The sequence below is a fragment of the Alteromonas sp. RW2A1 genome, from assembly GCF_001886475.1.
Taxonomy (GTDB): Bacteria; Pseudomonadota; Gammaproteobacteria; order Enterobacterales; family Alteromonadaceae; genus Alteromonas; species Alteromonas hispanica.
Map to the genome: position 1 here is coordinate 1063690 of NZ_CP018031.1, position 25307 is coordinate 1088996.

General features: G+C 44.2%; 17 protein-coding genes. 13 read left to right on the forward strand and 4 right to left on the reverse strand.

Annotated features, from left to right (window positions below; all coding sequences use genetic code 11):
• Window positions 1–48 precede the first annotated feature (48 nt).
• The 11 genes from BM528_RS04770 to rmf all read left to right on the forward strand — a co-directional run bounded on the left by BM528_RS04770 (window position 49) and on the right by rmf (window position 19655).
• Window positions 49–2112, forward strand: coding sequence for a DUF1302 domain-containing protein (locus tag BM528_RS04770; RefSeq protein ID WP_071981164.1), 2064 nt, complete (start codon window positions 49–51; stop codon window positions 2110–2112).
• Window positions 2113–2124: 12 nt separating this feature from the next.
• Window positions 2125–3492 carry a DUF1329 domain-containing protein gene (locus BM528_RS04775; protein ID WP_071978900.1) on the forward strand — a complete coding sequence of 456 codons (1368 nt, stop codon included), beginning with the start codon at window positions 2125–2127 and terminating at the stop codon, window positions 3490–3492.
• Window positions 3493–3571: 79 nt separating this feature from the next.
• Window positions 3572–4618 (forward strand): WD40/YVTN/BNR-like repeat-containing protein, encoded by a 1047-nt coding sequence (locus BM528_RS04780; protein ID WP_071978901.1) that lies wholly within the window; start codon window positions 3572–3574, stop codon window positions 4616–4618.
• A gap of 15 nt (window positions 4619–4633) precedes the next feature.
• Complete coding sequence (locus BM528_RS04785) at window positions 4634–6952, forward strand: efflux RND transporter permease subunit (protein ID WP_071978902.1); 2319 nt, start codon at window positions 4634–4636, stop codon at window positions 6950–6952.
• A gap of 174 nt (window positions 6953–7126) precedes the next feature.
• Window positions 7127–11965, forward strand: a complete 4839-nt coding sequence (locus BM528_RS04790) for an NAD-glutamate dehydrogenase (protein WP_071978903.1) — start codon at window positions 7127–7129, stop codon at window positions 11963–11965.
• Between the two features lie 71 nt (window positions 11966–12036).
• Complete coding sequence (gene pyrD, locus BM528_RS04795; RefSeq protein ID WP_071978904.1) at window positions 12037–13044, forward strand: quinone-dependent dihydroorotate dehydrogenase; 1008 nt, start codon at window positions 12037–12039, stop codon at window positions 13042–13044.
• A 60-nt stretch (window positions 13045–13104) separates the two neighbouring features.
• Window positions 13105–15201, forward strand: coding sequence for a bifunctional 23S rRNA (guanine(2069)-N(7))-methyltransferase RlmK/23S rRNA (guanine(2445)-N(2))-methyltransferase RlmL (rlmKL, locus tag BM528_RS04800; RefSeq protein WP_071978905.1), 2097 nt, complete (start codon window positions 13105–13107; stop codon window positions 15199–15201).
• The gene (locus tag BM528_RS04805) at window positions 15198–15431 is read left to right on the forward strand and encodes a glutaredoxin family protein (RefSeq protein ID WP_071978906.1); all 234 of its coding nucleotides are present in this window, start codon (window positions 15198–15200) and stop codon (window positions 15429–15431) included. Before rlmKL ends, BM528_RS04805 begins: the two co-directional genes overlap by 4 nt.
• Window positions 15428–17368 carry an ATP-binding cassette ATPase Uup gene (gene uup / locus BM528_RS04810; RefSeq protein WP_071978907.1) on the forward strand — a complete coding sequence of 647 codons (1941 nt, stop codon included), beginning with the start codon at window positions 15428–15430 and terminating at the stop codon, window positions 17366–17368. The genes BM528_RS04805 and uup overlap by 4 nt, the downstream gene beginning before the upstream one ends.
• A gap of 12 nt (window positions 17369–17380) precedes the next feature.
• Entirely contained in the window at window positions 17381–19153 is a 1773-nt protein-coding gene (locus BM528_RS04815) for a DUF3466 family protein (RefSeq protein WP_071978908.1), read from the forward strand.
• A gap of 325 nt (window positions 19154–19478) precedes the next feature.
• On the forward strand, window positions 19479–19655 hold the full coding sequence (rmf, locus tag BM528_RS04820; RefSeq protein WP_071978909.1) for a ribosome modulation factor: 177 nt from the start codon (window positions 19479–19481) through the stop codon (window positions 19653–19655).
• A gap of 76 nt (window positions 19656–19731) precedes the next feature.
• Here the strand turns inward: rmf and fabA are convergent, their stop codons facing one another.
• Window positions 19732–20250, reverse strand: a complete 519-nt coding sequence (gene fabA, locus BM528_RS04825) for a 3-hydroxyacyl-[acyl-carrier-protein] dehydratase FabA (RefSeq protein WP_071978910.1) — start codon at window positions 20248–20250, stop codon at window positions 19732–19734.
• A gap of 130 nt (window positions 20251–20380) precedes the next feature.
• On the opposite strand from fabA, the gene BM528_RS04830 reads away from it, so the two are divergent.
• A complete protein-coding gene (locus BM528_RS04830) occupies window positions 20381–20668 on the forward strand; it encodes a hypothetical protein (RefSeq protein WP_071978911.1) in 288 nt (95 codons plus the stop codon).
• A gap of 45 nt (window positions 20669–20713) precedes the next feature.
• On the opposite strand, the gene BM528_RS04835 is transcribed toward BM528_RS04830, so the two are convergent.
• The 3 genes from BM528_RS04835 to BM528_RS04845 are packed head-to-tail and all read right to left on the reverse strand — an operon-like array spanning window position 20714 to window position 23768.
• Window positions 20714–22264 (reverse strand): cryptochrome/deoxyribodipyrimidine photo-lyase family protein, encoded by a 1551-nt coding sequence (locus BM528_RS04835; RefSeq protein ID WP_071978912.1) that lies wholly within the window; start codon window positions 22262–22264, stop codon window positions 20714–20716.
• Between the two features lie 8 nt (window positions 22265–22272).
• Window positions 22273–22470 carry a hypothetical protein gene (locus BM528_RS04840; protein WP_071978913.1) on the reverse strand — a complete coding sequence of 66 codons (198 nt, stop codon included), beginning with the start codon at window positions 22468–22470 and terminating at the stop codon, window positions 22273–22275.
• The gene (locus BM528_RS04845) at window positions 22458–23768 is read right to left on the reverse strand and encodes a DASH family cryptochrome (RefSeq protein ID WP_071978914.1); all 1311 of its coding nucleotides are present in this window, start codon (window positions 23766–23768) and stop codon (window positions 22458–22460) included. Before BM528_RS04845 ends, BM528_RS04840 begins: the two co-directional genes overlap by 13 nt.
• A 113-nt stretch (window positions 23769–23881) precedes the next feature.
• Between BM528_RS04845 and BM528_RS04850 the strand changes: the two genes are divergently transcribed.
• Window positions 23882–25306, forward strand: coding sequence for a cryptochrome/photolyase family protein (locus BM528_RS04850; RefSeq protein ID WP_071978915.1), 1425 nt, complete (start codon window positions 23882–23884; stop codon window positions 25304–25306).
• The last annotated feature ends 1 nt before the right edge of the window (window position 25307 follow it).

Here is a 25307-nt window from a genome sequence, read left to right on the forward strand (position 1 = left end):
GGTCATGATGTCGAGCATGCTATCGCGTCGACTTGGGAGTATAAAAATATGAAAAACAGGCCTAGCGCTTTTAAGATTTCACCAATTGCAGCAGGGGTTCTCACTCTGCTAGGTGCTGCTGCAGTTCCTGCTCACGCCGCCAGTTGGCAAGTAGGTGATGCAAACATCACGTTAGATTCAACATTTTCACTGGCTACAAGTATTCGTACCGAGGCGAGAGATTATGATCTTATCGGTAACAGTAACCAGCCTCAATTCAATTGGTCGGGTTATCAAGCAGCATTTAATCCTATTTACACGAGCGGTGATGTCTGGGCCTTAGCTGACGGTGGCTACTCTACGAATGGCGACCTTGGTAACTTGGCTCACGATCCAGGCGATGCGTTTGCCACTCAGATTTCAGGTACTCACGAGTTAGACATCAACTTTGGTGATTACGGTTTCTTTGCTCGCGGATTCTGGTTTTATGATTTTGAGCAAATGGACGGCGACCGCCCATATTCAAACCCAATAACAGGCAACCAGTATGATCTTTGTCAAGACCCTGAAGCAGAAGACTTGCTGTGTACCGATGTGCGTCTATACGATGCTTTCTTCTACGGTGATTGGTGGGTAGGCGATAAGCCGCTAACACTTCGCGTAGGTCGTCAGGTTATCAACTGGGGTGAGAGTACATTTATTCAGCATGGCATCAACACAACAAACCCTGTTGATGTAACTCGGGCCCGTGCACCTGGTGCCGAACTAAGAGAAGTATATCTACCGGTAGGCATGGTTTACGCCTCGTTAGGTCTAACACCAGACGTAAGTATCTCTGGTTACTATCAATACGAATTCCAACGCAGTTGGTTGCCTGTGTCAGGCAGCTATTTTGCCGTAAATGACTTCGCGGGTGACGGCGGCCAACGCCAAAACATTCAGCTAGGTTTCAGTGGTAACCCAGATATCGACCTAGAGCACTTGCTGAGCGCGCTTAACGGGTATGGCGATTTGTTACGTTCAGGGGCCAACCCAGCCGATTTATCTCAGGCATATTTAGCCTACCCAACCAAGGTTGCGGTTCGCGGTTTCGGTGATGACCCTCACAATGAAGCAGATGACCAAGGTCAGTACGGTTTACGTTTAACGTGGTTTGCACCTGAAATTAATGAAACTGAATTTAGCTTTTATCACATTAATTATCACAGCCAACGTCCGCTTATCTCTGGTGTGACATCAGACTTTACTCAAGCGGGTATTGGTGCCGATCTAGCGTTTATTGCTGGCAATGAAATTACTCGTGACAACATCACAGACTTACGTGCGTTTACAAAGTCTGAATTCTTCTACCCTGAAGATATTAAGCTCTATGGTATGAGCTTTAACACTAATATTGGTACAACAGCGCTTGCGGGTGAATTTGCATATCGTGTAGACGAGCCACTGCAGATTGACGACGTTGAATTACTGTACATGGGTATGCCAGAACAGCTTGCAAATGCAGGTCTGCGTCCTGACTTAGCCGGTATTTCTCAGTTGAATAACATTGGTCGCGCAGTGGGTCCGGGTGAAACAGCGCAGGGCTTTATTTTCTCTGATACATGGCAGATGCAGTTTACAGCGTCTCACGTATTTGGACCTAAGTTTGGTGCAGACAATTTTGTACTCCTTGGTGAAGCCGGTTACGTAAATATTGTTGATATGCCAGATCCAAACGTAGTGAGACTGAATGCACCTGGTACGGCAAGAACGCCATCACTAGAGCCAACGGCCACGGGTAATGCTCGTCAGGGGCTTCACCTAGGCTTGTCAGACGGACCGGAAACCAATCCGTTCGCTACTGACGATGCATGGGGATATCGTCTATTGGCGGTTGCCGATTACAATTCAATTTATGCCGGTATGAACTTACGTGTAAGAGCAACGTTTTCACATGATGTAGAGGGCACCACACCCGATCCTCTATTCCTTTTCACAGAAGATGTTAAGTCTGCTGCTTTTTCTATGACCTTAGACTACTTAAGCAAGTGGTCGGCAACAGCGTCATACAGTGCATTCTGGGGCGGTATTGGTACAACTAATGCGCTTGCAGATAGAGACTTTGTTTCATTTAACATCAAATATGCAATCTAAAGAGTGGTACTTATGATTAGAAAAGTAGGAATTATTGCAGCCGCCTTGTCACTGGCACTATCTGGTGCAAGTGTAATGGCGAAAGTCTCAGACGCTGAGGCGAACAAATTGGGTAATGAGTTAACGCCGCTTGGAGGCGAAGTTGCAGCCAATGCCGATGGCAGTATTCCAGCATGGACTGGCGGTATTACCTCAGCACCTGCAGGCTACTCGGTGGGCGATCACCACCCAGACCCATTTCCAGAAGATAAAGTTTTATTTGAAATAACAGCTGATAACTACAAAGAATATGCTGAGTACTTGTCGGAAGGGCAGAAGAAGCTGTTCGAAACATACCCTGACACGTTCCGTATGCCGGTTTATCCAACTCGTCGCTCGGCCTCAAACCCGCAGGCTATATACGACGCAACTAAAGTAAACGCTACGCGCGCTGAGCTTTTAGATGGTGGTAACGGTATTAAAGGTGCTGCTATTGGCATTCCGTTCCCTATTCCGCAAAACGGGTTGGAAGCTATATGGAACCACATCTTACGTTATCGCGGTGAAGCCGTTCAGCGTAATGGTGGCCAAGCAGCGGTTACTACCGGTGGTGACTACAACGTCATTGGTTTCGACGAGCAGCTTCTCATTAAGTACGCCGAAGAAAATGCAACTCCAGAGCAACTTACTGAAGACAATATTTTGTTTATGTTTAAACAGAAAGTCACTCAGCCTGCTCGTCTTGCAGGTACGGCATTGCTTGTTCACGAAACTGTAGACCAAGTGAAAGAGCCTCGTAAAGCGTGGACTTACAACACGGGTCAGCGTCGTGTTCGTCTAGCACCAAACATTGCCTATGACACACCAGGAACAGCAGCTGATGGCCTGCGCACTACCGATGACTTTGATATGTTTAACGGTTCACCTAACCGTTACGATTGGAAGCTGGTAGGTAAACAAGAAATGTACGTGGCGTATAACAACTATGCATTACACTCAGACAATGCTAGCTATGAGAACATTCTTACGCCAAACCACGTTAACCCTGATCTAACACGTTGGGAAAAGCACCGTGTTTGGGTAGTTGAAGCTACATTGAAAGAGGGCTTCCGCCATATCTATCAAAAGCGTGTGTTCTTTATAGATGAAGACAGCTGGCAAATTCAAGTTGCTGATATGTATGACAATCGTGGCGAACTCTATCGTGTTGCTGTAGCGTATGGTGTAAACTATTACGAAGTGCCAACGCAGTGGTCTACGCTAGATTCATATCACGACTTAAACTCGCGTAGATACTTAGCTATCGGTTTAGACAACGAAGAGCAGATGTACGACTTTACCGTACGTCCTCGAGATGTTGAATTTACACCGCAAGCGTTACGACGAGAAGGTATGCGCTAACAGCCTTACACAACTAACGGTTGGCACTTGCCAACCGTTTTTGTTTACAGACAATTATTATTAGGGGGAATGGTTCAATATGAAAAAAACCATTGCAGCGTGCATTGCCGCCACCTTTGCAGTGAATAACGTAAGTACTGCAATTGCTGAAGAAGCATTTATGGCACCATTAGTAGAACAATCTGTTTTACTGGATATAGACGCTGATGAATATGTTGTTATTGTCGGTGAACGTGGGCATGTGCTTATTTCTGAAAACGGCAGCGACTTTAACCAAAAACAAGTACCAACGCAGTCAACCTTAACGGCCAATACCGTGGTTGGAAGCAACATTTGGGCGGTGGGTCACGACGCAACCATTATCCATTCATCAGATAAAGGTGAGTCTTGGGAAGTACAACAGTATCAGCCCGACTTACAGCGTCCATTTCTTGATGTTCTTTTCTTTGATGAAGAACACGGTATTGCAGCGGGCGCCTATGGCCTTTTTTATCGTACATTAGACGGCGGTAAAACGTGGAGTGCGGAACGGCATGCCAGTCTTTTAGACCCTTATGATAGGGAATATCTAGAAGAGATTAGAAAAGAAGACGAAGCTTTTTATCAGCAAGAGTTAGAATCTATTCTTCCTCACATAAATCGAATAACGCTAGATAACGATACGCTGTACCTTGCTGGAGAGGCTGGTTTATTAGCAAAAAGCGATGACTTTGGAAAATCATGGCAGCGTTACAGCGTAGATTACACAGGTTCGTTTTTTGACATCAAGCCATTAGATGATGAAACCGTGTTAGCCGTTGGCCTACGTGGAAACATGTTTGTTAGTCGCGAGTCGTCGTCTTGGGAATACATACAAACGTGTTCAACAAGCACATTAAACTCCATTCTTATAAGCTCAGACTCTGAAGTTTATGCATTAGGTAACAACGGTAAAATGGTAAAGGCGACGCGCCCAATACCTACAAGCATGCGCGACCCTTATGCTAATCCTACCGACTGTAAGCCTGGAGAAGGTATTTCCGTTTCGCAAATTGACGATAAAGCTGCAATTCTCAATGCAAAGCAGTTTAAAGGCCTCAACATCGCGGTGTCAGCGAACGGCGTGAAAACGTTGAACTTAAAATAGGGCAGTATAAAAAAAATGACCCATTTTCTAGAAAAATTAGTCTTCAGTAACCGCAAAGTGGTAGTCGCACTTTTTGCTATTGCTACGGTTTTCTTAGGCTATCAAGCTTCTCAAATGCGTTTAGACGCAGGCTTTGAAAAAAATATTCCTCTCAATCACGAATACATGCAAACCTATATTGAGCATCGCCAAGATTTTGGTGGCGCAAACAATATTCTTGTTTCTGTGTGCGATAAAAACGATAACATCTTCAATAAAAACTTTTTCGACACGTTGAAGAACGTGCATGACCAGTTGTTTTTTATCAATGGTGTAAATCGTTCTTTAGTTATTTCTTTATTTTCTCCTTCTACACGCTTTACCGAAATTGTAGAAGGTGGTTTTGCCGGGGGGCCGGTAATTCCAGCCGACTTCAATTCCTCAAATCCTGAGGCGCTTGAACTTGTAGCAGCGAACATTGAAAAAGCGAATATTGTTGGTCGCCAAGTATCCAGCGATTACAGCTGCGCAATGGTAACTGCGCAATTGCTTGACATCGACCCACAAACCGGCGAACCTCTCGATACTCTTGCGCTTGCCGCAGAGCTAGAGGAGCAGCTTCGCGGCCAGTATGAGAACGAGCAAACGTCTATTCATATTATTGGCTTCGCTAAAATGATTGGCGACGTAGCAAATGGTGCAAAAGATGTGTTGGTTTTCTTCGCCATCGCAATCGCAATTACGGCCATCATGGTGTATTTCTTCTCTCGCAGTATAATGCTTACCGTGCTTCCATTGCTGTGTTCAGTCATCGCGGTGATTTGGCAACTTGGCCTACTAACCTCTATTGGCTTCGGCATGGACCCCATGTCTATTCTAGTGCCGTTCCTTGTGTTTGCCATTGGCGTAAGCCATGGTGTGCAGATGATAAATGCGGTAGAGAAGCAAGCTGTTAAAGGGATTGGTGCAAAACAAGCATCTATGGCAGCCTTCAGAAGCTTGCTTATACCAGGCGGTATTGCATTGCTTTCTGACACTGTAGGTTTCATGACCTTATTGGTTATCGACATAGGTATTATTAGAGAGCTAGCTATCACAGCCAGTATGGGTGTTGCGGTTATTATTTTAACCAACCTTCTTTTATTACCTGTGCTTATGAGCTTTTTGAAGCTTGATGAACGCTACGTAGAAAAGTTCGCGGGTAAAGAAAAATCAAACAGTAAATTCTGGGATATGATTGCGGCGTGCTCTCGTAAGAAGCCGGCGGCTATCATATTAACCATTACTGCTATTTTGTTTGTTTTTGGTCATTTCCAAGCTCAAAAGATGAAAATAGGCGACCTACATGCCGGTGCGCCAGCTCTTCATGAAGACTCGCGATATAACCAAGATACGTTCTTAATTACCGATAAATACGAAGTTACTGTCGATTATATTTCTATTCTTGTAGAAACCACACCAGAGGCCTGTACCTCGCATAACGTGATGAAAGCCATGGACGACTTCCAATGGAAAATGGAAAACGTTGATGGTGTGCAGTCTGCTGTGTCTTTGGCATCGGTCGCAAAAATTGTAAACGCAGGTTACAACGAAGGGAATGTGAAGTGGCAAGTTATCCCTCGTAATCAGCAGACTTTAGTGCAGGCAATTTCACGCGTACCTACCTCATCGGGTTTATTAAACGGTGACTGTTCAGTTATGCCAATCATCCTGTTCATGGAAGATCATAAAGCAGAAACTATTTCACGGGTTGTTGATGCAGTGAAAGACTACCGCAGCGACTATGAAACAGACGATATGAAATTTAGCCTTGCTTCAGGTCCTGTTGGCGTAATGGCAGCAACAAACGAAGCGGTGAGTGAAGCACAAGATCCTATGATGCTTTATGTCTTCGGCGCTGTTATCGCATTGTGTTTAATCAGCTTCCGTTCGATTAGAGCAACGTTAGTCGTGGTTATACCTCTGTATGTTGTATCGGTCCTTGCTCAGGCACTAATGACATACCTACAGATTGGTCTCACCGTTTCTACCTTGCCAGTTATCGCACTGGGTGTGGGTATTGGTGTTGACTATGGTATCTATATACTTTCTACAAAGAGTTTAATGCTCAAGCAGGGTGCAACAGTCCAAGAAGCGTATTTTGCGGCACTGAAAGAACGTGGTAGTGCGGTGTTGTTTACAGGCGTAACACTGGCAATTGGTGTAAGCACATGGGTGTTCTCATCGCTTAAATTCCAAATGGATATGGGAATATTGCTTACATTTATGTTTGTCGTAAACATGCTTGGTGCAATTATTGTACTGCCAGCCTTGGCACGCTTCCTCTGGTGGAACAAAAATGACCCAGATGCATAAATTATTTTTGCATAGCTAAGCAAAAAAAAGGGCCTTTTGGCCCTTTTTTTAGGTGTTTTTTGCATAGTTATCTATGCTGTTAATATAAGGTTAAAAAGGGGCTTTTAATAGGCCGCTTTATTAGAGAAAATACAAAGGTTTTCAGCACTTACGATATTACTAAAAGGTTAACAAATGACAGTCACCTCACAGCGACACTCAGTACTGCTAGATAACGTATTCGAACTTATCGACAAAAAAGTAGATGCGAAGCAGAAGTCTCTTGTGCAGCAATTCGGACGTCTGTTGTATAAAAATATATCAAGCGATGATTTAGAAAATCGCAACGACAGCGACCTTTACGGTGCCACCCTCAGTTTATGGAACGCACTTTCACGATTCGACCACTCTGCACCCCACATAAGAGTTTTTAACCCGGAAATTGCCAAACATGGCTGGCACTCAAGTCACACTATTGTTGAAGTGATTGTGTCTGATATGCCGTTCTTAGTCGATTCGGTTCGCATGTCTTTGAACCGATTAAATATCACTGCGCACTTGTTTCTTCATAGTCCTATTGGCATTAAGCGTGACGAGAGCAACAAGGTAGAAAGTTTTTCAGAGCAGGGTAAGACATTAAACGGTGCTAAAAAAGAAACGGTGATTTTCATTGAGGTAGACCGCCAAACGTCTAAGAAAGACATAGAACTGCTTACCAAAGAATTGCGCTCAGTGGTAGATGAGGTTTCCCTTGCCGTTGCTGATTGGCAAGATATGACTAATACTTTACAGAACGTGATTAAAACCAGTGAAAGTTTCAACTGGCCAATCTCGAGTGATGAAAAAGAACAAGTTAATCGTTTCCTTAACTGGTTAAGCGACCACAACTTTACCATGATGGGCTACCGTTATTACGACGTGAAAGCCATTGAGGGCGATCACCGCTGGATCCCAAATAACGACAGTAGCTTAGGTTTATTAAAGAATTCTATTAACAACCGAGAACGGTTGTTATCAAAGCTGCCGGCATCGGCACGCACCGAAGCCTTAAGTGAGAACCCGCTAATTTTAACCAAAACCAATTCAAGAGCGCGAGTTCACCGTCCTGCCTACATGGACTATGTGGGTGTAAAAGTGTTTAACGAAAACGGTCAAGTAGTTGGTGAGCACCGCTTTTTAGGTCTTTACTCTGCTTCGTTCTACAACCAGAGTGTTGTTGAACTGCCCATTCTGAAAGAAAAGATTGAGAAAATTTGCGCGTTGTCGGGCTTTGAGCCTGGAACTCACGCATACAAAGCGTTTGTCAATATCGTTGAAACATATCCCAGAGATGAATTACTGCAAACGCCTGCTCAAGAGCTAGCGCAAATTGTGATGGGAATATTTCAAATGCAAGAGCGGGGCATTTCTCGCTTATTTATTCGTAAAGACACCTTTGGTCGCTTTTTCTCATGCATGGTATTCGTTCCTCGTGAGCGCTATAACACACAACTGCGAAAAGAAACGCAGGAGCTTTTAAAGGCATCACTTAATGCTTCTGAAGAAGTTGAATTTACCACCTTCTTTTCTGAATCAGTGTATGCGAGAACACACTATATCGCGCGAGTGAACGATAACAATGCGGAATTTGACGTGAAGGAAATAGAACAAAATATCATCGAGTTAACCAAGACTTGGAACGACAGACTTGCTTCTGCAATATCGGCTTCCCACGGCGAAGCGTCTGGCAAGTCGCTAGAGCGGAAATACAGCAATGCGTTTTCTCGTAGCTATATGGAGCATAACCTTCCTTCAGCAGCACTTGTCGACATCGGTAAACTTGAGATGTTAGATGACGAGCATACGTTAGATATGCTGTTTTATCGTCCTCAAGAAGAAGACTCTGAAAGCCAAATCGTTAAGCTGAAGCTTTTCCATAGAGCAGAGCCTATTCATCTATCAGATGTACTGCCTATGCTGGAGAATTTCGGGTTACGCGTAATTGATGAAAGCCCTTATAAAATCACGTGTTCAGGCGGAGAGCACAACTGGATAATGGACTTCAAAATGCTGCACAAAAGCGGTCAGCATTTTGATATGGAAAACGCTCAAGTTCTGTTTCAAGACGCATTTGCGAAGGTCTGGTACAACACGCTTGAAGACGATGCGTTCAACCGTCTCATACTTGGCGCTAATCTCACCGGTCGTAAGGTGACTATCTTGCGCGCTTATGCAAAATATATGCGTCAAACAGGAAGCTCGTTTAGCCACGATTACATTGCCAATACATTAGCCAACTACACTGATATAGCCCGCTTATTAGTTGAATTTTTCGACCAGCGCTTTAACCCTAAGAAAAAGCGTAACAAGAAAAAAGAAGACGGAATTTTAGCTGACATAAAATCGCAGCTCGATGGCGTGAGCAATCTCGATGACGACAGAATTATCCGTCGTTATCTAGACATGATGTCAGCCACATTACGTACCAACTTCTATCAACTAGACGAAGCAGGTAACGAAAAGTCTTACGTGTCGTTTAAGATGCTTCCAGAGCTTATTCCCGATATGCCTCTGCCATTACCTAAGTATGAAATTTTTGTCTACAGTCCTCGTGTTGAAGGTGTTCACCTGCGAGGCGGTAAAGTAGCGCGCGGCGGTCTGCGTTGGTCTGACCGTCAAGAAGACTTCCGTACTGAAGTGTTAGGCCTGGTAAAAGCACAGCAAGTTAAAAATACGGTTATTGTACCTGTAGGTGCGAAAGGTGGTTTTGTCTGTAAAAAAGCGCCTATTGGCCAAGGGCGTGAGGCTATTCAAGCAGAAGGACAAGCCTGTTACCGTACGTTCATTACCAGCTTACTAGACATAACAGACAATATTGTAAATGGCGAAATCGTGCCACCAAAAGATGTGGTTCGCTTGGATGATGATGACCCTTATTTGGTTGTTGCCGCCGATAAGGGAACAGCAACTTTCTCTGATATTGCTAACGGTATAGCCGATGAGTTTAACTTCTGGCTAGGCGATGCATTTGCATCCGGTGGCAGCATTGGCTACGACCATAAGAAAATGGGCATTACTGCTCGCGGTGGTTGGGAGTCTGTTAAACGTCACTTCCGTGAAATGGGGGTTAATTGTCAAACCACCGACTTCACTTGTATCGGTGTGGGTGACATGGCCGGTGATGTATTTGGTAACGGCATGTTACTTTCAGAGCATACAAAGCTGATTTGTGCGTTTAACCACCTGCACATATTTTTCGATCCTAACCCTGATGCTGCAGCCAGTTATAAAGAACGTCAGCGTCTGTTCGAAAACCCCAGTCTGTCGTGGGAAGACTACGATAGCAAGCTCATCTCAAAAGGTGGGGGTGTATTTAGCCGCTCGGCAAAATCCATAAAACTTTCTCCGGAAATGAAGAAATGGTTGGGTACACGACAGCAGACAATGACGCCGAATGAGCTCATCCACAATGTATTGAAAATGCCAGTAGACCTTATGTGGAATGGCGGCATTGGTACTTACATTAAGAGCTCGAAAGAGTCTCATCCTTCTGTAGGCGATCGCGCTAACGATGATTTGCGAGTAAACGGTAAAGAAGTACAGGCTAAAATTGTCGGAGAAGGCGGCAATTTAGGAGTAACACAGCTTGGGCGTATTGAATACGCCGCTAATGGTGGTCGCATTAACACCGATTTCATTGACAACGTGGGCGGGGTAGATTGCTCAGATAACGAAGTTAACATCAAAATTTTGCTCAATAGCTTGGTGAACGATGGCGAACTCACGGTAAAACAGCGTAATAAGCTACTTTACGATATGACAGATGATGTTTCTGCCATTGTATTGAAAGACTGCTATCGCCAAACTCAGTCTATTTCTATTACCGAACTAGCCGACGTAAAACAGCTAAAAGAGCAGCTTCGCTTTATTCACGGCTTAGAAAGAGAAGGGCAGTTAAACAGAGAGCTGGAGTTTATCCCCAGCGATGATGAAATATCAGATAGGGTGGCAACAGATCAAGGGCTTACACGTCCAGAGCTAAGTGTTCTTATTGCCTATGGAAAAATGGTTATGAAGGATGCATTGAACATTCCTGAAATAACCGAAAATCCTTATCACGCTAGATTGCTGCTGCACGCTTTCCCAGAAGTACTGCGCAGTCGATTTAACGAGCATATGCAACAGCATCCGCTACGCAGCGAAATTATTGCCACCAAATTAACCAATAATATGGTGAATGATATGGGGCTCAATTTTGTGTTCCGTCTGCAGGAAGAGACCGGGGCAAGCGTGAGTGAAATTGCCGATGCCTATGCCATTGTTCACGGGATTTTCAATATGGAAAACCTATGGGCCCGCATTGAAGAACTAGACAATGTTATTTGCGCAAAACTTCAGCTTACTATGCTAGATGAAGCGAGACGCATTATGCGTCGTGGTGCACGCTGGTATATAAGGCACGGTAGCAAAACGCAGTCTATTGAGGATGCCATCGAAAGCTATCGTGGAACATTCAAAAAGCTGTCTGAGAACTTGCAGCACTACTTAGTAGAAAGTGAATACGCTCAGCTTGAAGCCGCAACGCAAAGATATATTGAACAGGATGTACCTGCAGATATTGCGTATCAAGTAGCCAGCTTCTCTAACATGTTCTCAAGTTTTGATTTGGCACAAATTGTTGATGCTGATAAACACGAAACCGATGTGGTAGCGAAGCTTTACTATCAATTAGGATCGCGATTGGAGTTACATTGGTTCCTCGATCAAATTAATAATCAGGCTGTAAGCAACCACTGGCAAGCTCTTGCTCGTGCGTCTTATCGTGAAGAGTTAGATTGGCAACAGCGTTCTATCGCTGCAAATCTACTGCAATCTCGCAGTGATACCGCAGATGCAGATCAAATTCTCGATGAGTGGATAGACAGCAATCAGGTGCTGTTAAAGCGCTGGTATCATATGATGTCAGAGTTTAAAACCAGCTCTACACACGAATTTGCGAAGTTTTCTGTCGCTTTACGTGAATTGATGCTTTTAAGCGTGAAGTCTAACCATTAGAATACACGCACCTTAATGATTTAAGCCCTGTTCATCAGGGCTTTTTTATATTAGCGAGTGTTTTACTACCCATGCAATCTCTTGTGCAAAAGCTGCTGCTTCAGTGCGAACCTGAAAAAAGTCACGATCTCACCATAAATTGGCTGAATAAAACGCAACATACACCGCTGAAATGGATGTACAGCACCACGCCAATTGCGCGTCCTGTAACAGTTGCAGGGATAACGTTTGATAATCCTGTTGGTCTTGCCGCAGGGTTGGATAAAAATGGCGATTGTATAGATGCCTTCTCTAGCATGGGCTTTGGCTTTGTTGAGATTGGTACTGTAACACCTCGTCCGCAGCCTGGTAATCCAAAACCTCGTTTGTTCCGACTGCCTGAAAAGCAAGCCATTATCAACAGAATGGGCTTTAATAATAAGGGCGTAGATCATCTTATTGAGCAAGTAAAAAATGCGCGCTTTAAAGGGCCCATTGGAATAAATATCGGTAAGAATAAAGATACTGAAGATGCGAAAGCCTTGGACGACTATCTTATATGCTTGAACAAGGTTTACCCTTACGCGAGTTATATCACCATAAATATTTCATCTCCGAATACCCCAGGGCTTAGAAACCTTCAGTACGGTGAGGCACTAGATTCGCTTTTAGCGGGTCTTAAAGCTGCACAAGAAACCTTGACGCAAACCCACAGTAAATATGTTCCGCTGTTTATCAAAATTGCACCTGATTTGACTGATGAAGAAATTAGCAGCATTGCGGTGTCGTTAATGAACAGTAAGATGGACGGCGTCATTGCCACCAATACCACGTTGTCCCGGGATGCCGTTCAAGGTCTTCCTCATGCTGATGAAATGGGTGGGCTAAGTGGCTCAGTGATGACGGACATGAGCCTAGAGGTTACTCGTAAGCTCGATAAAGCCCTCGATAAATCAATGCCAATTATTGGGGTAGGTGGTATTGATTCTCCTGAGGCGGCTCAAGCCCGCTTAGATGCAGGCGCATCGCTCGTTCAACTTTACTCTGCCTTTATTTATCAAGGGCCATCACTCGTTAAACGTATCGTAAACGCGTTATAATACGCTCGATTTCACATAAAGCACGGGGTATTAGTGCCCCTTGCCACTACAGGTAAATGAATGAATACAATTCTGGTGACTACCAGCCGCGGTCTCGACGAACTGCTCAAACAAGAAATACTTAATTTATGTCCACAGGCACAAATAAAGCAGGCGCCGGGCATGCTGCAGTTCGAGGGCACTAAGGAAGATGCCTATAAACTTTGTTTATGGTCTCGGCTGGCTAACCGGGTTATATGGGTCTTAGCCTCTGGTAAAGCTAACAACGCAGAGAGTCTTTACAATACGGCGATGAGCGTAGATTGGCAGATGCAAATGGACTCTCGTCATACACTGTCAGTACAATTTGTAGGAACAAATTTCGCGATTAAAAACACTCAGTTTGGCGCGGTTCGCATCAAAGACGCTATCGTTGATACCTTCGTAGAACAAGGGTTGGCAAGACCGTCTGTGGAGCGCAGGCACCCTGACATTTCAGTTTACGCGAAGCTACAACGTGACAACGTGATTATGGGTATCGACTTGTCCGGTGCCAGTTTGCACCAGCGCGCTTATCGACAAGAAACCGGTGATGCTCCTCTTAAAGAACATATTGCATGTGCCATGCTCATGCGCAGTGGCTGGACCGAAAATACCGAAGCACCTCTGGTTGATTTAATGTGTGGTTCAGGAACTATTGCTATTGAAGCGGCCTATATTGCGAGAAATATAGCACCAGGAATTAAGCGCTCGTACTGGGGCTTTACCAAATGGTTGGGCCACGAAGAAAAACTATGGGATACCCTAGTAGATGACGCGTTGGCTAATCAGAAACCTTCGGCGAGCGGAATTTATGCTGCAGATTTCAGCAGAAAGATGGTATCCATTGCTAAAGCTAATGCCGATTATGCTGGTGTGTACAACGATATTGCGTTTAGTCAGCAAGACGCCACAAAATCATCGCCTCCGGTATCAACGCCGGGATATATAGTTTCTAATCCACCTTACGGCGAGCGACTTGGCGAACTTACATCCCTCATTCCTCTATTCAGTGAATGGGGAAAGCGCTTTAAAGAAGCTTGGAAAGGTTGGCATGTATCGCTGTTAAGCAGTAATCGCGATCTGTTGCGCGTGCTTAAATTACGCGCCTCGAAAGATTACGCAATGAACAACGGAAAACTAGAATGTCGCTTAGCTAATTATGTGCTTAACGAAGAGAATACCGTCCAATTTAGTGAAGATGCGGGTAATCATGAGTTCGCAAACCGACTCAAGAAAAACCTAAAAAAGCTGAAACCTTGGTTAAAAAATGCCGATACCAACTGCTATCGCATTTATGATGCTGACCTACCAGATTACAATGTGGCTATCGATAAGTATGACGACTGGTTGGTAGTGCAGGAGTACGCTCCACCGAAAACGGTCTCTGAAGATAAAGCGCGTAAACGCCTGCAAGAGGTTTTGCTACATTTACCTGCGGTAACAGGTATAGCGCCTAAAAATATTGTGCTGAAAGTACGCAGTCAGCAAAAAGGAACCAAGCAGTACGAAAAGATTAATCAGTCTGGCGACATGATGGAAGTGTATGAAAACGGTGCTCGCTTTTTGGTGAACCTTACCGATTACTTAGACACCGGACTGTTTCTAGATCACCGCGATACGCGCCAAATTGTGATGAAAATGGCGAAAGGGAAAGACGTACTTAACCTCTTCTCTTACACAGGCAGCGTGTCGGTATTTGCTGCAAAAGGTGGCGCTAAATCAGTTACCACGGTAGATATGTCGAACACCTATCTAGATTGGGCAAAGAAAAACGTAGCGTTAAATAAGCTCGAGGGTCCTCATGCGTTCGTGCAGGCCGATTGCACTACATGGTTAGCCGACCACAAAGGCAAATACGACCTAATTTTTATTGACCCGCCATCATTTTCAAACTCTAAAAGAATGAGTAATACATGGGATGTGCAACGAGACCATGTAGATATGCTTACCCGCGCTCATGCATGCTTGAATGAAAACGGTACAGTGATTTTCTCTAATAACAAGCGCGGATTTAAGCTCGATAATTCGGCTCTCGAGGCTCTCGGTTTTACAATCGAAAATATAACCCAACAAACTATTCCAGAAGACTTCGCAAGAAAGGGCAAAATACACCAGTGTTGGACGCTAAAACTATGAAGATATTTTTTTACACCGGTCCTCAATGCAGCCTATGCGATTTGGCAGATGTGGAATTGCAAAACGCCAGCAGCTTTTCAGAATTAAACGTAGAAAAACTTAACATTAGAGACAGCACCGATTTGTACCATTTATATGGTGCCCGCATTCCCGTTTTAAAACGGGAGGATAATGGCAAAGAATTAGGTTGGCCATTTACTACAGCTGACGTGGAGGCATTTCTGCAGTGAGTATTTTGCAGTTAAAAAATATTACTGTTATTTACGGTAATCCGCCGTTATTAGATGGTGTAGAGCTTATCGTTCAACCGAAAGAGAGAGTGTGCTTGGTTGGTCGAAACGGCAGTGGTAAGTCAACCCTAATGAAAGTTATTTCTGGGGATGTTATTGCCGATGAAGGCCAGCGGATCATAGAGAACAATATTGTTATTGCGCGCCTAGAACAAGACCCTCCACAAACCACCGATGTTACTCTTTTCGACTATGTTGCTGAGGGACTGTCTGATATCGGCGAGACGCTAAAAGCCTATTTTCACCAAACCCGACTTGTAGGTGATGACCCAAGCGAGGCTAACCTCAATAAGTTACAGCGCCTTCAAGAAGCATTAGAGGCGCGAGATGCATGGCAGTTCGAGCAACAAATAGAACAAACCTTAACCATGCTGAAACTAGAGCCAGACACCTCGTTGTCTACACTATCCGGTGGCTGGCGTCGCAAAGCGGCACTTGCAAGAGCCTTGGTGCGCTCACCAGACCTATTGTTACTTGATGAACCTACCAACCACTTAGACATTGAAATGATTCGTTGGCTGGAGTCGAGCTTAAGTAATTATAATGGCGCGATTGTCTTTGTCAGTCATGACCGGGCCTTTATTCGGTCTATGGCAACGCGGATCATTGACTTAGACAGAGGTTCCGTAACCAGTTATCCGGGTAATTACGAAACCTACCTAGAGAAAAAACAGCACGATTTAGAGGTAGAGTCTTCACAAAATGCGGAGTTTGACAAAAAACTAGCGCAAGAAGAAGTGTGGATTCGGCAGGGAATTAAAGCTCGTCGTACGAGAAACGAAGGTCGTGTGAGAGCCCTCAAAAAACTTCGAGATGAACGCAAAGCTAGGCGTGCAGTACAAGGCAGCGCGGTGGTAAGTCAGCACCAGGCTGCTCGCTCTGGCAAAATGGTTTTTGAAGTGGAAAACTTGTCGTACAACATTGGCGACCTTTGCATTGTCAAATCACTCAGTCTCAACGTTTTGCGTGGCGACAAACTTGCGCTTATTGGCCCTAACGGAAGCGGCAAAAGTACGCTTATCAAATTGCTGCTAGGGGAGTTGCAGCCAGACGCAGGGAGCTGCAAGCGCGGCACAAATTTAGAAGTGGCCTATTTTGACCAACATAGGCACGGCCTGGACCTTGAGCAAACCGTTATCGATGCGGTTGGCGATGGGAAGCGTGACCTCATGGTTAACGGCCACCCTAGACATGTGATCAGCTACTTACAAGACTACCTTTTTACACCAGAGCGGGTAAATGCACCGGTAAAATCCTTATCGGGTGGTGAAAAGAATCGTCTTATGCTGGCAAAGTTGATGCTAAAGCCAAGCAATTTACTTGTTCTCGATGAACCGACAAACGATCTTGATGTAGAAACATTGGAAATGCTAGAAACACTGCTAAACGAGTACACGGGTACAGTGTTATTAGTAAGCCATGATAGAGAGTTTGTTGATAATGTGGCCAACAGCAGTCTGGTATTTGAGGGCCAAGGGCAGTTAAGGGAATTTATTGGGGGTTTCTCAGACGTTGAAAGCTGGTATAAAGGGCAGCAGGAAAAGCGTCTTCAAATTGAAAGAGAAGAGAAAGCCAAGACGAGGAATGAAACTAATTCCGCTTCAGACAGTCCTAGTGCTAAGTCTTCTCCCCGTAAGACGAAAAAGTTATCATATAAAGATCAGCGTGAACTGGAATCGCTTCCTGCCGAGTTAGAAAACCTTGAAGCAGAGTTAGAAGAAATGCAGGAGCAGGTTAATGATCCTGACTTTTTCAAACAAGACAGTGACGCTACCGCAAAAACGCTTGCACTTTTAGCGGATAAAGAATTATTGCTGTCCCAGAAATATGCGCGCTGGGACGAATTAGAAAGTATGCTGGAAGATAATCAGCAGTAAATAGGATTTTAGATGAAACGAACTCAGCTTGCCGCCGCCGTTCTGTTGGCAACAGGAAGTGTTTCGGCGTTTGCCGCCACTTATTCAGTGACACCTCTTCCATTACAGGATACTGCACGCAGTAACTTTGGTCGCTCTATAGATGAGGCCGGACAAATGCTTACTATAGCGCAGCTTGAATACAGCCCGCCTATTGACGTAGACCAACTCATCGAGGGGACCACGTTTTTTGAACAATTTGGTCCCGCGCTTGAAGACGAAGAGTCAGCTCGCCAAGGTGTATTTACTGACTCAGATTACTCGTCAATAGTCAGTTATTTAATTTCTAACCCAACGCTTCCTCAAATTCAAAAGTTAGCCCAATTTAGAACCTATGTTACCGATACAGTAGATGCTGAATTAGTACCAGGGTTAGATAAGATTACCGATAAATTCGATGATTACACACAGTCTGTTGAAGCATTTGGACGAGACAGTCTGAGTGGTGATTACATTGTGGGTGATTCGGGTGGCTTAGTTATTCTTGATGAATACGAAAATGAAGACGGCGATATCATTAAATACACGTATCCAGAGTCTTCGCAGCAAGCTTTTGTTCAAGTCTCAGGGGAAACCAAAGTATTACCACCAGTAGACGATACCTTAGGTGGCTTCGCTTCAGCACGGGCGATTAACAACAATCTACAAGTTGCGGGTTTCAGTACTGTAAGTTTCCAAACATCAGTAGACGAGGCGAGAGAACGCTGTGATGACGATGAAGAGCGCGGCGATATTTCCATCGGTCGCTGTTTATTTAATTTATATACCGGCGATTTCACCGCGCCCCGTATTACGTCGCCCTTTATTAATACGCAAGTTGCAACCGCGCCAGCCTTTGTCAATTTGTCAGAAGTTAATGCCACTATTTGGCAGCTTGATGTTAACGGTGACGTAATAAGCACACAGACATACCCACTGCTTGAAGAACCGGCTGAAGACAATACCTTTTATCTTTACACTTACGCTTTTGATATCAACAACCAAGGTATTGCAGTAGGTGAGAGCCTAACGGGTGAATTCGTTGCCATTACTCGTCCGAATCAGTCGCGAAGAGCGGAAAGTGAGCGTGTCGCAACGGTATTCAGAGACGGTGAAACTGTTGAACTGTTGCCACGTGACGAAAACATTATCAGCCAAGCAATTGCAATTAATGATAACAATTGGGTAACTGGCGCAGTATTGCCGCCATCAGACACGGCATCTCGCTCTAAGCTATTTGTTTACAACCTAGACTCGCAAGAAAAATTCTATCCTGACGGTTTCTTCACCAGTGCGGGGGTAACGCCTAATGCTATAAACAACAATAATATTGTTGTGGGCAGTGCCGACGTAGCGGCAACCAATGAAACTCAGCGCGAGCAGGCAGCATTCATGTATAACATTGATACTGAAGAGCTGGTTAATCTTAACGACTTAGTAGCGTGTGATAATACTTATGAGCTAATTGAAGCGGTAGATATTAACGACAACAATGAAATTTTGGTTAATGCGCGGATAAGAACCACTGCCAAGGAAGTTACTGGTGTCGAGATTTTAGACAGCGCCGGTGAAACTACTGATATTGATGCAATAGTGGCGGTCAAGCTCTCACCCATAGCAAACGGTGAGATAGACGATTGTGAGGTACCAGAAGATGAACAGCCTTACGAAAGGCAGGCTGCATCTATGGGGTGGTTAGCTATGTTCGGTATTTTATGTGCGGGAGTATTCCGTCGCAGGGTAAAAAGTAAAGCGCTGAGTAAATAATAAAGCCGCTATACTTGAATATTTGATCTCACATAATTTGTGATAAAAATCGAAAGGCTGCTCTGTTGAGTAGCCTTTTTTCATTTTAAAACCACGACTAATGTGTAATAGAAAATTTTAAAAATTGTCAAAAAAATTTCATATAAAGTTCATCAATTTATTAAATGTCAAGAACTTTAATTTCAAAATGCCCTTGAACCAATTGGCTAAGTGCACTATCTAAGTAGTGTACACAAAATATTTTCCGGCACTTTCGATAACTAAAGATGTAGAGCGCCCGCGAACTGACGTTGTTGTACTTCCAACAGACAAAAGAGGCTAGTCAATGAAAAGACAAAAAAGAGATAAAATGACACGTGCACATTCTAAAGGCTATCAAGCTGGCATCAGTGGCCGTGCAAAAGAAAATTGTCCATTTCAGCAAAACGATGCTCGTTCACAGTGGTTAGGTGGATGGCGCGAGGCGGTAGAAGATAGGCACTTAGGACTAAGTGTAAAATAACATTTTCTCTTTTATACTGATTATGCAAAAGGAAAAGCCCCTTTAATAAAGGGGCTTTTTTTATCTCTAAAATTCTTTAGAAATTAGATGTATCTTGGAATAAGCCAACTTTGAGATCTTTTGCGACATATATCTCTCTTCCGTCAACTTCTACACTACCATCAGCCATGCCCATAAAGAGTTTGCGCTTGATAACGCGCTTCATAGTAAGTTTATACGTCACTTTTTTTGCCGTTGGCAAAATTTGCCCTGTGAATTTTACTTCGCCCACGCCCAGTGCTCTGCCTTTACCAGGTCCGCCGCTCCATCCTAGGAAAAAACCAACCAACTGCCACATAGCGTCTAAGCCTAAACACCCCGGCATTACTGGGTCGCCTGGAAAGTGGCAGTCAAAAAACCATAAATCTGGCTTGATATCTAATTCTGCAATAATTTCGCCTTTTCCGTGCTCACCGCCATCTTCGGTGATGGAAACCACGCGGTCCATCATTAACATGTTCGGTGCAGGAAGTTGGCTATTACCTGGACCAAACATCTCGCCTCGACTGCACGCTAATAAGTCGTCTCTAGTAAAGCTATTTTTTTTCTCTGACATTCCCAACTCGTATTGTTTTAAATTTCAGTGCTAATTTAGCGAACAGTTGTTCGCTAAACAACTCCGAACAGTCATTTTTATAAAGAAAAACGCGTGGTACACTAAATTCTCAATAATAAGTGTAACGATTATGACAGAAAAACCACTAAAAACAGCGCGAAACAGAAATATTAGCGATAGAGCAAAAGCGAATGCAGAGAAACAGCGACGCTTTAGAGAACGTCAGAAGGAAGCAGGTAAAAAACTCGTCCGGGGCTACGTAACACCCGAGGCAAAAGTCTGCTATGACGAAATAAGAGAAAAAACTGGCTGGACAGACAGTGAAGCCATGTCAAACGCCATGCGGCTTATGTATGCGGCCTATAAATGCGGCCAAATTAAGCTTCTTACCGAATGGTTAAGAAAAAACGAACGGTAGCGGTTAGTGTATAAAAGTGAGCAGCATCTAAGTTGTTAAGGTGGTTTATTTCACTTTTTTCTTTAACCATTGCCTACTTGGACTATTTTGCATGGTATGGCGCTGCACTATCCGTTTTGCCTCCTGCAACACATCTTTTCGTTCTCTATAGGTCCACAACCGCTCGCTAGTCTGCCTAGTGGTACTCACAATATCAACCACAGGTAATACATAGTCCCTTTCAATATCGAAGTCTATCATCATGGCTTCTAAAGGCGGAATGGCATAGGGAGCATGCACTGCATCACCGGGTAGGGCAGCCAGTTCCGGAACCCACTTCTTTATAAATTCACCCTCTGGATCTAATTTCATAGACTGAGTATGAGGATTATACAAGCGCACGGTGTGAATGCCTGTCACACTGGCCTGCATCTGGATTTGTGGATAATGAATACCAGGTTCAAAATCTAAAAATTGTGTAGCGAGATAATGAGCGGCTTTTATCCAGTGAACGTTTAAATGATGGCACAAAAAGCTGGTAACCATCGCGCGCATCCTGAAGTTGATATATCCGGTTTTTGACAGTGCGCGCATACAGGCATCGACAAGAGGATAACCTGTGGTGCCTCTTTTCCAATGAAGAAAACGCCGCTCCGCCTCTGGTCCGTCAATAAACGGAAAGTTTTCGTAGGCTGAATTCATGGGCCGCCATTCGATAGCATGTTCGCTCTCAAATTTCTGAATAAAGTGACAATGCCAATGAAGACGAGAGGTTAGCGCCGAAAGAGCTCTTGCCCACAAAGCTTTGTCTGGCGCCGAAAGTGTTTTCTTGTGCTTCTTTTCAGTTTCAACGAAATGATAGACCTGCCTTATCGATACGTTTCCCCACGCTAAGTAGGGGCTAAGACGGGAACATGAACGCCTGGCATCGTGGGGACGAGAAATATTCTTGTGATACATCTTCCCGCGTTCTTTGAAAAAGTGTTTCATTACGTGCCAAGCACGTCGCTCACCGCCTTGCTGCATATGTTCATTAATCAAAGAGGTTTTGGTAAAGGCAGAGTAGGTAGTGGCCATTTCTGATAGCTTGTTATTATTCCACCAAGGCAGCCACTTTGCGGCCTTAATATCGAAATCATACGTGGGAGAATTAAAGTGAGCCTCCCAATTTTCTTGCCAATGTTTCCGATTGGGCAAGCCTCTAATTACAGCCCCTGAATTACACTCACAAAAAGAAATTTTATTTTTATTACAATATCTTGCTACTCTTTTGTCCCGGTTATACGTAACCAGTAAACCAACTTCTTGATAGCTTCTCAGGCTTGCAATTCTGACTTGTTCATTGATTAAGGTAAGCGCACTTTCTACTTCCAAATTAAGCTCAAGTACCTTCGCCTCACCAGGAAGTTGCTCGTTAATATCGTTAATGCTTTGTTCGACAAAACGCCAATGGCGGTCGTCCATGTGTGGGTCTGCTAAGAGCGATGGCTCCCAGCAGTAGAGTAATATAATATTTTCGCCCTGATGAACAGCGTCGAATAGGGGCTGGTGATCGCGAAGCCTGAGGTCGCGCTTTAACCAGATTACTGTGGCAGTCTTTACGTTAGAGGCACTCATTATATTACTTAGCCATAGTCTTTCAGCAAGGGGGCTATCAGCAAAGGACCTATCAGCAAAGAAGCTATCAGCAGTGGAGCTCGCATCAAGGGGGCGCTAACGTAATGAGCCTTAACACTACTAGTTTCTTTAGCGCTGGCTCTTAGTGCGCCAGCGCTTTGAGACATAGCGCTTTGAGACTGAGCAATAACAATTAGCCCAGCCATTTCTGCCTAAACGCACCGTCTGGATCGTAAGTTGCTGTTTGCTTATCCAAGTTAAATTGTCTGTGTCCTCTCGGGTCACTTCCCACACCAGCAAGGTAAAGCCAATTGCCCCAGTTGCTACCCACATCAAAATCGAGCAGCTGGTTTTCAAACCACGCTGCACCATATCGCCAGTCTTGCTGCAACTCGTGAACAAAGCAGCTAGCGACAAGCTGCCTTCCACGATTGGACATATAGCCCGTTGCTTTTAGCTGTTTCATACAGGCATCAATAATTGGGTAGCCAGTGTCGCCGTTACACCAATCAACAAACACTTTTGGGTTATGCTTTGTATTGGGAGCTGCCCGCTGAATACCGCCAAATTTAAACCATCTCTCTTCGTATTTTGTTTGTAACCAGTGAAAAAACTCTCGCCACAGTAACTCAAAATAAATCCAGTACGTTGACTCATTTTTTTCTACTTGTTGTTCAAACTTGGCTACCTGTCGAACCACTTCTCTCGGTGAAAGTGCGCCTACTGCAAGCCAAGGTGACAGCTTAGTACTGTCTTTCCAACTGTCTAGCGCATTTCTTGTTTCTTTATAGGTTGCAGCTGCATGCCAATCGAAAAGGTACGTGTTTAAATGCTCAAGCGCTGCGGTCTCACCGCCTTTGAATTCGTTGCTAACCCCATTATCAAGCTCTGCATTTACGTCGAGCTTATCTTGTTCAGCAAACTCAGGCACAAACGCAGAGGGGAAGTTTTCTAAAGTGCCGATAGCTTCTCTAGGCGTTAGTTTCTTCTCAACTTTGCGCCTGAAAGGGCTGAACACATCGGGCATTTCTGCAACTGAAAAAGGCAGATCGTTTTCATTGAATAAGGTAAGGGCTTCGCCTTCAATAATTGAAAGATTCGGATAATTATAAGCTAATTCATCCACGTGCTTTCGTTCATAAAAGCCACTGTGCTTGTTCAGCCCAAGGTAGACAAAGTGTCCCTGCTTCAATACATTAGCTAAACATTCTGAAGTATTCCCTTTAAGCACAGTCAAGCTGTGTCCTTGGTTTTCAAGAGAGCGTTTTAAGTCTGCTAATGTCGCTATCAAAAATTGATAACGATTATCACCCATACGTTGCAATCCGTATTTAGTCGGGGAAAAATGCGTTTCATCCAGAATATAAATAAATGAGACTTCATCAACCTTTTCACACAACTCAATGAGCGCAGGTTGATCGTGAAGGCGTAAATCGTGTCTAAACCAAAACAGCCCTCGCTGCTTTTTTGTCGTATTATTATCGCTAAGAGTATGATTTGGCATAATAATTCTCTATTTTATTTTTATAACACGAACGGATCCTGAATCCGTAGAAATGCGTACAAGTTCAATTACGTAAGTAATTAAAAATTAGAGCAACATCAAAAGGAAAAAATGTGACCGTTCCTGTAAGTATTATGTGGTTTAGACAAGACCTTAGAGTGAATGATAACCCAGCATTAAACGCTGCCTGCGACATGGGGAAAATTCTTCCTATTTACATATTCGACGATACTACCCCCGATGGTAGAGTGCCAGGCGGCGCGAGTAAGTGGTGGTTGCATCACTCTCTTACCTCTTTGAATAAACGGCTAAACGGTCATTTGAAGTTTTACAAAGGCGATCCTAAAAAGCTCATTCCTCAAATTATGAAAGAGGTTGATGCAAAAGCAATATTTTGGAACCGCTGTTATGAGCCGTGGCAAATCAATCGCGATAAAGAGATAAAAAAACAAGTTATCGACAACGGTCTTGAGGCACATAGCAGCAACGGTAGTTTATTGTGGGAACCCATGAAGGTTCTCAAAAAAGATGACACACCATACCGCGTTTTCACACCATATTATCGAAACGGCTGCTTAAACGTTGAGCAGCCGCGTTATCCAAAGGCCCCACCAGCGAGAATTACCTACGCAGACACCCAATGCGAAGATGATGGGCTAGATGCCTTGAACCTGATGCCAGAAATTGAGTGGTACGGCACAATCGAAAAAATGTGGAAGCCCGGTGAAGATGGCGCTGCCGATAATTTGTCTGATTTTATAGAGCATGCCGCCAGACACTATCGTGACGGGAGAGATATACCGTCGATGAAGGGGACTTCACGATTGTCACCACACTTACATTTTGGTGAGATGTCGCCAAATCAAGTGTGGTACGCCATAAAAGATAAGTTCGGCTCCACAGAAGATAAAAGTATAGACACCTACTTAAGTGAACTTGGCTGGCGCGAGTTTAGCTATTACTTGCTTTATCATTTTCCAACGCTGCCAAACAAAAACTTCAACGACAAGTTCGATAACTTTCCTTGGCGAAAAGACGCTGAAAGCTTAAGAGCATGGCAAACCGGTAACACCGGTATTCCTATTGTAGATGCGGGTATGCGCGAATTATGGCAAACCGGGTATATGCATAACCGTGTAAGAATGATTGTAGGTTCGTTCTTAGTAAAAAACCTGCTGCTGAGCTGGCACGAAGGCGAGCGCTGGTTTTGGGATACATTACTAGACGCAGATTTAGCGAGTAACAGCGCTGGATGGCAATGGGTAGCGGGCTCTGGCGCAGACGCAGCCCCTTATTTTAGAATTTTTAACCCGGTACTTCAGGGCGAAAAATTTGACAAGAAAGGTAAGTACGTACGTAAGTACTGCCCAGAATTGAAAGATATTCCAGATAAATACATACATAAACCATGGGAAATTCCGGGTGTGATTGCGAAAGATGCTAATTTTGAGCTAGGTAAAAATTACCCCAAACCCATTGTTGATTTGAAAGCCTCGAGACAGCGCGCGCTTGATGCTTTTCAAGAAATTAAAGGATAGC

Coding starts and splice junctions, on each gene's coding strand:
- BM528_RS04770 (WP_071981164.1), top strand. CDS start 49: ATGAAAAACAGGCCTAGCGCTTTTAAGATTTCACCAATTGCAGCAGGG.
- BM528_RS04775 (WP_071978900.1), top strand. CDS start 2,125: ATGATTAGAAAAGTAGGAATTATTGCAGCCGCCTTGTCACTGGCACTA.
- BM528_RS04780 (WP_071978901.1), top strand. CDS start 3,572: ATGAAAAAAACCATTGCAGCGTGCATTGCCGCCACCTTTGCAGTGAAT.
- BM528_RS04785 (WP_071978902.1), top strand. CDS start 4,634: ATGACCCATTTTCTAGAAAAATTAGTCTTCAGTAACCGCAAAGTGGTA.
- BM528_RS04790 (WP_071978903.1), top strand. CDS start 7,127: ATGACAGTCACCTCACAGCGACACTCAGTACTGCTAGATAACGTATTC.
- pyrD (WP_071978904.1), top strand. CDS start 12,037: ATGCAATCTCTTGTGCAAAAGCTGCTGCTTCAGTGCGAACCTGAAAAA.
- rlmKL (WP_071978905.1), top strand. CDS start 13,105: ATGAATACAATTCTGGTGACTACCAGCCGCGGTCTCGACGAACTGCTC.
- BM528_RS04805 (WP_071978906.1), top strand. CDS start 15,198: ATGAAGATATTTTTTTACACCGGTCCTCAATGCAGCCTATGCGATTTG.
- BM528_RS04815 (WP_071978908.1), top strand. CDS start 17,381: ATGAAACGAACTCAGCTTGCCGCCGCCGTTCTGTTGGCAACAGGAAGT.
- rmf (WP_071978909.1), top strand. CDS start 19,479: ATGAAAAGACAAAAAAGAGATAAAATGACACGTGCACATTCTAAAGGC.
- fabA (WP_071978910.1), bottom strand. CDS start 20,250: ATGTCAGAGAAAAAAAATAGCTTTACTAGAGACGACTTATTAGCGTGC.
- BM528_RS04830 (WP_071978911.1), top strand. CDS start 20,381: ATGACAGAAAAACCACTAAAAACAGCGCGAAACAGAAATATTAGCGAT.
- BM528_RS04835 (WP_071978912.1), bottom strand. CDS start 22,264: ATGAGTGCCTCTAACGTAAAGACTGCCACAGTAATCTGGTTAAAGCGC.
- BM528_RS04840 (WP_071978913.1), bottom strand. CDS start 22,470: ATGGCTGGGCTAATTGTTATTGCTCAGTCTCAAAGCGCTATGTCTCAA.
- BM528_RS04845 (WP_071978914.1), bottom strand. CDS start 23,768: ATGCCAAATCATACTCTTAGCGATAATAATACGACAAAAAAGCAGCGA.